We start from the raw sequence: 10,021 nt of genomic DNA, 5'->3' as shown, positions 1-10,021 counted from the left end.
GGCCAGGACGTTGATGAAGAAACTGAAAACGACGGCCGTGGCGAGGGCGGGCCGGGTGGCGCGAAGCGCGGTCTTGATGGCTCCAGGGCCGAGCGGCTTCGCGTCGTCAAAGTCGGGCGCAGCCATGTTCGTCACCTCTTCGCTGGCTATGCGTTCAGATTGGCGCCCTTGCCGCGGACACGGTGTGCAGGAATGCACCAGACGTCGCGACGCGCCCAAAACATCGAAGACAAAGATGCGGATCAGCCTGAAAGGGGCTGGGTCTGCGGCTTGGAAACCGAACGCCATGCGCCCGTGGTCAGCGCGCCAACCGCCCTCCATGGGACGGCGATCGCCCGAGCGCCTGCCAACCGGACTCGATCGAGCAAGGCCATGGGGCATTTATTAAGCCGCAGAGATGTATGTTTCGTCACAGATCGGACGTCACTGGCGTGCCATTACTCGCGGGCGGACTCGCCTGAGGAACGGCCGTTGGCCGTTGCATTTCGTCATGAAAGTCGCGCTTGCTTGCCTCATTCTGCTCGGCGTCGCAGTCGCACCCGCAGCCGGCAAGCCGGCTGGCCAAGTTCGTGGACTGCTGATCGGCGTCGACGCCTACCGCATCCTCCCGCGCCTGAAAGGCGCGGCCGCGGACGCTCGCGATCTCGAAGCCAGCCTTCAGGCGGTCGGGGCCCGCGATGTGCGTGTCGTGACCGATGCAGGAGCAACGCGACGCTTGATCCTGACCGCGCTTCAGGATCTCGTAAGACGAAGCCAAGCCTCCGATACGGTCTTCCTCGCCTTTTCGGGCTATGGGGCCCGGCACTTTGCGGGCCCGACGGGACTGGAGTCGGACGGCATGGACCAGGTGCTGCTCCTGCCGAATTACGACCCGAAGCACCACCTTCAGAACGTGGAAAGGCTCGTCGATAAAGAGCTCTATCACTACGCCGTTCAGCTGGAGAACAAGGGCGCGCATGTCGTACTTATCATGGACGCCTGCTTCGGCGAGGGCGTGGCGCGCGAGGTCGATCCGCGCGGCCCCCCGCTGCTCTATCGCTGCCTCAGCAATACGGCCGCGGCCGATGATCCCCAGCCGGTTCCGACCGGCGCAGAGGCGACGGCGTCGCTCGCCAATTTGCGATTGACCATGGTCCTGGCGGCGAGCGACAAGCAATCCAAGGCTCCTGAAGTCCAGATTCCCGGAAAAGGCCCGAGAGGAGCCTTGAGCTACGCCGTCGCCCGCGGCCTGCAAGGCGCAGCTGACCTAGACCGCGACGGGACGATCACCGGAACGGAGTTGTGCGAATATGCGCGGCGTGTGACCTACCAGCTCTCCGATCAGCGTCAGCGCATCGTCGCCGCTCCTTCCCGGGCCGCGCCCGCCGAGGCGGTCGTGAGTGGCGTCGCCGCCCGGTCTTCCCGGGGTGAGGCCTCGCCGCGGTCCGACTTCGGTGAGACGCTAGGTGCCAGCACACGGACGCAGGCTGACGCGGTGCTTGTCGCGTCGCTCGACGGCGTTGCGGAGCGTTTCGCCGGGCTCTCTGTGCAGGCCCCGTTCCGGGTGGTGGAGCCCAGCGCTCATCCGGACCTGGCCTGGGACCCCGCGACCGGCGACGCGCTGTCGGGCGGCGATGTTATCGTTCGCGCCATCGACCGCAACGACCTGCCGATCCTGATCGAACGAGCCGCGCTTCTGCGCTGGCTAAAACAGCGCGCGCCGGCGTCGCCGCTCGGGGTGCGGATCTCTCCCGACGACCAGCTGCATCGCGAGGGTAGCGGAGTCGAAGTCGAGATCGGCGAGTTGGCGAATGAGGCGTTGGTGGTGTTCAACGTCGCCGGCGACGGAACGATTGAACTGCTCTATCCGATGGGATCCGATCCGCCGATCGCGAGCGGGCGCCAGCACCGCTTGAAGCTGCGGGTCCGCGCCCCGTTCGGCGCCGACCAAATCGTGGCGGTGAGTTCGCCCCGGCGCATGCCCGAGTTGGAGCAGGCGCTACGCCGGCTCGACCGCAAGCGGTCGCCCTTGAACGCGCGGGAGGCGGTCGCGAAATCCATCGCTGCGGACAGCCGCATCGGCTCGGCGGGTCTATTCACGGCGCCCTGACCACGCTTGGGAGCCGGCCGACACGCCACTCAGCTCCATCGCCCCGCCGACGGCAGGCCTGTGGGAGGCCAGCCCGACGCGCATCGGAATGGGCTAAGTCGCGAATGCTTCGGGGCGGTCCATTTGCGTCGGCTTTAATGGAGTGGTTCGCGTCGCGGCCACTCCCGGCCCGCAGCTTTGGCGAAGATCGGACCGTGCGGTCGCGTTCGCTCCACAGAAGAGTTGCTCATGTCAGAGCGCGCCAGGAGCGGTCAGGCCCCTGAGTTCATCCGTGGAATCGGCGCCGCCGGTTTGTCCTGCGACATGACCGTAATCGCAGTTCAGGTTGCGCCCAGCGGTGTCAAAACACTGAGCAAAGGCCGGTCTGCAGCCGATCGACGTCCGTCACCGGAACATGCGCCACCACCTCCACCAACAATTTGCCGGTCAGTTGCTGCTCGACCGGCACGGGTTCGACGCTTCAACTGAGGCCGAAGCGACCGTAGGGGCTCAGCGGCGCTCCCCTAAATCCGGGCCAAGGCACCGAGCCCATGGGCGAACGGCCACTTCCAGCACCATCCCGGCCGTTGACCGAGGGTCGAAGCACTGACCGGCGACCACCGCCTATCCTGGACGAAGCGCCACAACAGCTAGAGACGGCCCTATGAAGCTGGAGACCCTTCAAGGGGTGCGAGCGCTCTGATTACGCCAAGCGCCGCCTTGAGATAACCGGCCTTGGTCGTGGGTGGCAGACGGGACCAAACCTCGTCCGCAAGGCCGAACCCATAGCGGCTCATCACCCGGCCGCGCAGAGCATCGAACCCTTCCGCATGATCGCCAGCCGTCGCCGCCCTGGCTTTTCGCCGCTTTCCCATGGTACTCGACCCGCAAAACTTGAGCTTCAGCCACCCATCATAGGTCAGAATGGGGACGCAATAAGGCTTCGTCTTGGGTGCGGCCTTGCGCAGCGTTTTGGTCGGCCTTGGACCGAACCCCGCTGCCGAGTCTTGGAAACTCTCTCAGCGCGCCAGAGAAGGTTGTCGGAGACCGCCGGTCCATGGCTTCGTTTCGCAAAAGCTTCTCGCTGACGAAGCTTTTCGCTTATTTTCCTATGTTTGTCCCCTGCCCCCCATCCGGCGCTGGCCGGCCATGCCCGAGATCTGGCGAACCCAGTGCGGGGTCCGCCCGACCCGGCCGAAGCGGGCGCGACAGGCGCGAGCTCCGACGGGGGAGCGCGGGACGGGGCGGAAGGCGCAGGCGCCGCATCCGCGTCGGCGGCGGGCGGAAGCGCGGAGGCCGTCTGGGCCGCGGCGGCGATCGCTGGCGCGGCCGGCGGCGCGAGCGCCGGCGCAGACGACAGCGCATCCCGAGCCTGGGATCCGACAGTCGCCTCCGTTTGGATTGGAGCGGCGGGCCGCGGCTGGACCGGCGAGGCTTGCGCAGGTTCGGTGGCCGCGGTCGGGGGAGAGGCCGACAGGGCCGGCGGCGCGGCCGCGGCCGGGCTCGGCGACGGGGGCCAGGCGGCCAGGGGCGAGGACGGGGCCGCAGCGGCCGCGCTCCCCGGCGCGGGCCCGGCGGCCGGCGTCGGCGACGGCGACGGCGACGGGGGCGCGGCGTCGTCCGTGGCCGGCGTCAGGCCGCGCTTGCGGGCCATTGACTCGAGCGCCTCCATATAATTGGCGATGAGCCGGTCGCGCTCGGCGCCCTCGGGGAAGTCCCGCTGCGGCGAAGCCAACTCGTCGAGGCGATAGAGGCGCCGCTCCTCGGCGTGTCGCAGGGCGAGGATCTCGGCGTTAGTCTTCAGCCGGCGCAGCGCCGCAGCGTCATGGTCGCGCGCGGCGCGGCCATGCTGCAGGCCGAAATCGTCCCAGGCGCGGCGATGCTCCTCCAGCTTGGCCCGAGCGACGGCGCGCTCGGCTTCGCTCCAAGGCGCGCGCGTAGGCTGCTGCGACGATCCGCTCATGACTTCCTCCTGCGCCTCGGCCACACACCGGGCGGGCCGTCGGTTGCGGTGGCGGGGTGCGGCGCCGGGCCGGCGTCGGAGTCCGGGGCAAGGTCGGCGGAGACGCCGCAGGGCGGCGCGTCGGGGCTGGCTGCGTCACGGGCCGCGTCGCGCGCCGCGGCCAGGAAGCGGCGCAAGGCGGCGTCGCGGGCCCGGCGCAGGGCCGTGTCATAGCGCTGCAGCAGCCGCTCGGACGCAGGCGCCGGCGGCGGGCGCGGGGCGGCGTCGGGATCGCCGGGCCCGCAGGAGGCAGCGGCCGTCCGGCTCTCGCGCCGGGCCCAGAGCGCCGCCTGGGCGGCGCGCCGGCGCACCACCGCGGCGGCGAAGACGGCGGCGGCGGCGGCGGCCGCATCGACGTGGGACGAAGCCTCAACCTCGGCGCGCAGGGCGTCGGCCAGCGGGGCCGCCTTGTCGGCCTCCTCGGGGGTGAGCGCCGCGCCGGCAAGGCCATGGCGGCGGGCGTTGCGGCTGGCGCGGGCCTTGCCGGCGGCGCTGCGCGGGCCGGTGCTTTTTTGCGCGTTGCGGCGATTGGCGGCGATCCGCTTGGCGCTGGCCATGTCAGACCTCGCCTGCGTCAGAGCCGGCGGCGGGCTCCGGCGCGGGCAAGGCGCCCGGGGCGGCGAGCGCCTCGCGCAGCAGCATGAACACCCGCAAGGCGTCGTCGCGGCCGCGCCCTGCGGCGCGCATCAGGCCCTCGAGCCCGATCAGGACGGGCAGCTTGACGTCGATGGCGCGGCCGGCGACAGCGGCGCGGCTGAGCCGGCCCGGGCCGAGCAGCGCCTCGACCTGGGCGGCCGCGGCGGCCTCGCCCCGCCACCAGGCGGCGGCCAGGGTGGCGGCGGCCGCGGCGCGCCGGGCGGGATCGGCCTCGCCCGGGGCCAGCGCCGCGAAGAGACGGCTCTCGACCAGGCTCAGCGCCTCGGCCGCGATGACCGCGACGCGAGCGCGGCCCAACCGGCGCACTTGCCAGACCTCGTCGAGAAACTCCTGAGCGTAGATCGCCTGCGTGATGGTGGTGGGGCCCAGATGCGGTCGCGCAAGGCGTCGTACTCGGCCTGGCTCTCGCCGGCCAGGAGCGGCAGCGGCGCCAGCAGCGCTTGGAGGGCTGCGCCGAGGTCGCCGGGGGCGGGGCGCGGCGGTGCGACGCCGGCGTCGCGGCGCGGCTTGGCGGCGGCGGCGCGGCGCTCGGGCGGTGGCGCCCAGGCGGGACGGTTGCGGCGTGATTTCGCCTTCATGAGTGCTCCCTCCAACGGGCCGGATCCTGTCCGGCGATCGCGGCCGTCCTTGGCGAGGACAGCCTGTGGGGCCCGTGTCGGCGAACCGATCGGGCGAGGTTTTGCACTCCGACACCGACTTTGTCCTAGCTTTCAGTGATTCGCAGCCGCGGACGCCGCCAGAGCGGGGGTTATGCACAGGCGGCGCGTGAGGCCGTCAGCGCGCCGGACGGCCATCGCCAAGGCCGGCCGGGCCGCCAGTGGCTTCTGCCCTCAGGGTCGCTTTCCTGCCCCTTGTTGGATAGAAACTCTCACGCTTGCGTTCTGTTGTTTACATTCATCAACCACTGTGCTCGATTGAGCGCGCTGGCGTCTTAACCGAACCCCCTCCAGCCTGGCGCAGGGGCCTTCCGTGCGCGGGAGGCCCCTGACGTGGCCTTAATGCGCGAGAGCCGCATGGCCTGTCGTCCGTCGCAAGAGTTGCAGGAAGCTTGGGAGGCCGGGTTCGCCGATGACGAGATCATCGCCCTGCTCTGTCGCCAGCTGCGCGGCTTCGGCGCGCCGGTCGACCGTCGCAATTGGCCCAATCTCAGCCGCCGGGAGCGCCTCGCCCGCATCCAACAGGCGCTGGACGCGCTTGAAGGCTCGATCAAGGCCCGCCGATCGGCGCCCCACTAAGGCGTTGGACGCCTTCGCGGCCCCGATGCAAGCCGCCTGACTTGGCGGCGAGGGCTAGGCCGCAGCCAAGACTGAGGCTTTGGCCCTCGCAAGGCCGGCGATGACGCCGTCAGCGCAACGCCGCTTCGACCCGACGTTTCAGCTCGGCCGCGGTGAACGGCTCGCGCAACCCGTCGATCGCATCGCCGAGATGGGCGGCGGCCTTGCCCACCGCGCCGGTCATGAGGAGCGCCGGGATGGCGTCGCCCTGGCCCCCCGCCGCGCCAGCAGATCGGCTCCGGTGCCGTCGCCAAGAAAAAAGACGATCAGCAGATCGGAGTCGCGGGCCCGGGCCCGGGCCGCCTCGACGATGGCGGCGCCGTCGGCCGCTCCGAGGTTGGCTAGAGAAAGACGAAATCGTCGGCCTGCAAATCCGCCTTGCGGACGCCCTGCAGGGTGATGCTGTCGCCGTTGCCGAGGGGGATGACCGCCCAATGCGAGGCGTTCTCGGTGATGTGCGATTTCAGGTTCTGGAACTTGCTGACGCCGGCGATCAGGCCGTGGCTGAACTCGATCACCTCGCCCGTGACGGCGCGCTCGAAATCGGTGATGACGTCCTTGCCGGTTGCCCCGGGCCCAAAATGAAAACGGTCCGCGCCTGAGCCGCCATTCAGGAGGTCATCGCCGGCTCCCCCGTCGAGGCGATCGGCGCCCGCCCCGCCATAGACCCAGTCGTCGCCCGCGCCGGCGACAATCATATCATCGCCGGCCAGGCCATAGATGTGGTTGCGCCCGGCGCCGGCGGTGATGACGTCGCCGCTCGTAGAGCCGGTGAAATCGAGCGTGTTGAGCCCCTGCTGGGGCGTGACATAAGGCAGGACATGGGCTCCGCTGTCGCGCGTCACCACATCCGTGATCGAGGCTTCAGCGTTCAGATATTCGATATTGAGGACCAATTTGCCGGCTTCGAAGGCCGTGTCGAGCAACCCGGCGCTGTAAGCGACCATGTCGCTCGCATTGGGGACGCCCAGCCCGGGCACGCCGTAATAGAGGCTTTCTTTATTGATGCCGTCGATCGCCGCCATGAAGGTGGGGTTCGGCAGCAAGTCCTCCGCCCCGTTGACGAAGACCTCGAATTGAGGATCGACGCTCTTGGCGTAACGGGAGATCTGGGCCACGAGATCGACCATGCGTTGCGCCGAAGTGGCGCCCGACCCATCCGTGAAGGCGTAATTGTCGTATTGGTGGAAAATGCTGACGGTGTCGAGGAAGACGCCGTTGAAGCCAGCGGCCAAGATACGGTCGATATACGCGCCGGGCGAGCCAAACAGCAAGTTCTGCCAGCCGCTCTCCCAGTAATGCACCGAATAGCTCCCCGGCCAATTCGGATCGCTGGCGCCCAGCCAGCTGGGCGGCGCGGCATCCCAGGCGGGATTCCAATAGTCTCGCCAGGTCGAGGCCTGGCCGATGCTCATATAGGCCAACACGTCGCGGTGGCCCGCGCCGTTGGCGGCCGTCTCCATCGTGGCGACTTCGGTCGGCGAATAGGAACGCGTCACGGCGCCGTCGAACCAGTCCCGGTCGACGACGGCGAGGTCGAAGGACGAGGCCTTGACTTCGGAGGGCTGCGCGTTTTGGAGCTGTATCGCCCAACTTGTGATGGCCATGGCCGCCCCGCTGTCGTGTGAAGCTTAAAGATGCGGCGTAGCCAACCGGGTTTCGCCAGGTCGACCAAGCGACGCCACCGCTGTCGAGCACGCTCGGCGGTCACGTTACGGCAATGTCCCGTGAGCCGCATTAGGCATCACGGCGTAAGCGGTACAGGAAGGGACCCCGCCCCGCTCCGACCGCATAGCCCGCCTGTCGCGGCCTGCGCCGCATGACCCGATGGCGCCGGTCCGGGACGCGCGAGACCCGCCTCAGGCAAGCCCAGGAGCCGCGCATGCGCCGCCACACCCTCCCCGCCCTACTCGGGGAAAAGCGGCAGCGCGGCCAGGCCGTGGCGCAAGGCGTGGCGGCTGGCGCGCGCCGTACCGGCGGCGCTGCGCGGGCCGATGCGCGTTGGGCGGAGCGGCTGACGATCGCCGCCGCACGGCCCGACGCCACGGCAGCGATCAGTCGCGCCCCTGCAACTGAGATGCATCAGCATCAAGGTTAGCGAGCCCTTCGGCGGTCCAATTCAGAAGGGCGGGACCCGCTCGTGTCTGAGCGCCGCTGATCATGCCTTGCCAATTTCCATGGAGGAGACCTTGCGGCTCGCCCGGGCCGTCACGGCGGCGCGCCTGAATGGGTTGATATGGGCGGATTGGGTCATCGAGAGCCGAGAGGGTGGCTTGCCGAACCGACTGCGCATCGCCAACGTTTAAAGAAGAAGGCGGGTCGGTTCGGTCAGGTGATTCATGAACCAGATAACGTCAGCCCCCAGCGATCCCACGATGTTCCGTGACCTCCCGGTCGATGATGATCACCAGGTTCGACGTATTCGGCACATTCGGATCAACGGCATTCCGGTCCGGATCGAATGGTGGCGCACAGACGGCGTCCAGGGCGAAACGACGGTGTTCAGGGCCGCCGACGTTCAAGGCTTCGCCAACGCGGCTTTGGTCGAAATGGCGACGCATCATGCCGGTGATCGGCAAATGGCGAGCGTTGTTCGGACTGGCGCGTTCGTGCTGGTGCACCACTCATTCCGGATGTGAGCGAAGTGCGTCCGAGCCCTCGCGATCGGCGGACGAGAAAGGCCCGGCGCGGCGGGGCGAGGGCGACGGCGCGGCGGGCGAGGTCGGGACGGCCTGGGCGGCTTCGTCAGGCGACAGCTCGGTAGACGCCTGCGGCTCACTAGCGGCGGGGCTGGCGCGGCGGGCCGCGCCGGCATGGGAGAGTCACAGGGCCGGGGCGAGGCCCCACGACCCATGCGGCTGGGGTTGCAGGCCGCGCTTGCGGGCGACATCGTCGATGGCTTCCAGGACGCGGTCGACCAGCCCCTGGGTGCGACGATGTGCTGGCCGCGCTCATCGTGGCAGGTTCTTGGCAGCGTCGCGTCGCGGCAGCGGCGCAGCGTCGTGTCGTCGGGCGGGCAAGCCGCCAGGGCGGCGAGCGCCCCACGAAGCAGCATAAAGACCCGCAAGGCGTCGTCGCGGCCGCGTCCTGCGGCCCGCATCAGGCACTCCAGCCCGATCAGGACTGGCAGCTTGCGGCCCAGCCCATTCAGGGATGATGTGGCCTGCCGTCGTTTGTCCCGGCTCTGGTAGATGAAGCTGTCGCTTTATTGGGCGCAGGGCTACTAGCGAACAGAAGATTCAATCGCGTCACGTAAGGGCAAATCAACGGCAAAGTGGACTGCCGCAACACAGCGCCAAGGCTACTTCACGCTTGGGTTTATACGCCGCCTCACACCTGGGCTCTCCATTGCGCTGCCAATGAACTCTACGCCCGCAGATTCTAGCGCCTTTTGGATGGCTGCTATCGTTTGAATTCTACCGGGGGGCAAGCCATCGTGCTGCTCCAGACGTTGAATGGTTGGCACACTTACCCCGGCCAAGCGACTCAGATCGGAAGCTGACCACCCGAGCAATGCACGAGCGGCTCTTATTTGAGCACCCGTCAGCATTCTTGCAATTCCATCAATTTCGATATAAATTGCATCATTGTCGATAGAAAGGATATCGACTATGAATGAACACACTTTCCACGAAAACGACCCCCGCCCGGGCTACTATCGCATGCGCTCGCGCCGCGGCGGACCGTGGTCGCCGGTGGCGATCTGGACCGACGGCGAGGCCGTGCGCGCCCTCAAGGGCTCCGCCCCGGTGCATCCGTGCGACGTGTGGACCTGGTGCTGCCGTCATCCCATCTCCTATGAGACCTATGTGGCTGTGGCCGAGCGCGGCGAGCCCTGGCCGGACGAGCCGCCGGCCGCCGGTCCCGGCGGCATCGGCCACAACAGAATCGGCGCCGCGCCGCACGAGGCCATTATGGCCGAAACCGCCGAGCTGCGCGAGGCGGGCGAGCGCTGGCTCGCCTTGATCGGCGGCGGCGTCGCCACCCAGGTGCAGGCCGACAAGGCGGCCAATTTCGCCG

At 68.6% G+C, this 10,021-nt stretch carries 7 protein-coding genes and 1 pseudogene; 3 read left to right on the top strand and 5 right to left on the bottom strand.

What is annotated here, in order from left to right; genetic code table 11:
* Positions 1-478: 478 nt before the first annotated feature.
* Positions 479-2,089, top strand: a complete 1,611-nt coding sequence (locus ACYVO7_RS25545) for a caspase family protein (RefSeq protein ID WP_460452578.1) — start codon at positions 479-481, stop codon at positions 2,087-2,089.
* 1,938 nt (positions 2,090-4,027) lie between these two features.
* Here ACYVO7_RS25545 and ACYVO7_RS25540 read toward each other — a convergent pair.
* The gene (locus ACYVO7_RS25540) at positions 4,028-4,627 is read right to left on the bottom strand and encodes a hypothetical protein (protein ID WP_460452577.1); all 600 of its coding nucleotides are present in this window, start codon (positions 4,625-4,627) and stop codon (positions 4,028-4,030) included.
* A gap of 1 nt (position 4,628) precedes the next feature.
* A complete protein-coding gene (locus ACYVO7_RS25535; protein WP_460452576.1) occupies positions 4,629-5,033 on the bottom strand; it encodes a hypothetical protein in 405 nt (134 codons plus the stop codon).
* 692 nt (positions 5,034-5,725) lie between these two features.
* Between ACYVO7_RS25535 and ACYVO7_RS25530 the strand changes: the two genes are divergently transcribed.
* A complete protein-coding gene (locus ACYVO7_RS25530) occupies positions 5,726-5,962 on the top strand; it encodes a hypothetical protein (RefSeq protein ID WP_460452575.1) in 237 nt (78 codons plus the stop codon).
* A gap of 380 nt (positions 5,963-6,342) precedes the next feature.
* Here the strand turns inward: ACYVO7_RS25530 and ACYVO7_RS25525 are convergent, their stop codons facing one another.
* The 3 genes from ACYVO7_RS25525 to ACYVO7_RS25515 form a co-directional block, all read right to left on the bottom strand.
* Positions 6,343-7,608, bottom strand: a complete 1,266-nt coding sequence (locus tag ACYVO7_RS25525) for an endo alpha-1,4 polygalactosaminidase (protein ID WP_460452574.1) — start codon at positions 7,606-7,608, stop codon at positions 6,343-6,345.
* 747 nt (positions 7,609-8,355) lie between these two features.
* On the bottom strand, positions 8,356-8,622 hold the full coding sequence (locus tag ACYVO7_RS25520) for a hypothetical protein (protein WP_460452573.1): 267 nt from the start codon (positions 8,620-8,622) through the stop codon (positions 8,356-8,358).
* 680 nt (positions 8,623-9,302) lie between these two features.
* Entirely contained in the window at positions 9,303-9,551 is a 249-nt protein-coding gene (locus tag ACYVO7_RS25515) for a helix-turn-helix domain-containing protein (protein ID WP_460452579.1), read from the bottom strand.
* A gap of 61 nt (positions 9,552-9,612) precedes the next feature.
* On the opposite strand from ACYVO7_RS25515, the pseudogene ACYVO7_RS25510 reads away from it, so the two are divergent.
* Positions 9,613-10,021: pseudogene (locus tag ACYVO7_RS25510) on the top strand (hypothetical protein); the annotation flags it as partial.

Source organism: Alsobacter sp. SYSU BS001988 (assembly GCF_054796215.1).
This window is presented reverse-complemented; position numbering and strand designations above follow the sequence as displayed.

Coding starts and splice junctions, on each gene's coding strand:
- ACYVO7_RS25540 (WP_460452577.1), bottom strand. CDS start 4,627: ATGGCCAGCGCCAAGCGGATCGCCGCCAATCGCCGCAACGCGCAAAAA.
- ACYVO7_RS25530 (WP_460452575.1), top strand. CDS start 5,726: ATGCGCGAGAGCCGCATGGCCTGTCGTCCGTCGCAAGAGTTGCAGGAA.
- ACYVO7_RS25525 (WP_460452574.1), bottom strand. CDS start 7,608: ATGGCCATCACAAGTTGGGCGATACAGCTCCAAAACGCGCAGCCCTCC.
- ACYVO7_RS25515 (WP_460452579.1), bottom strand. CDS start 9,551: ATGCTGACGGGTGCTCAAATAAGAGCCGCTCGTGCATTGCTCGGGTGG.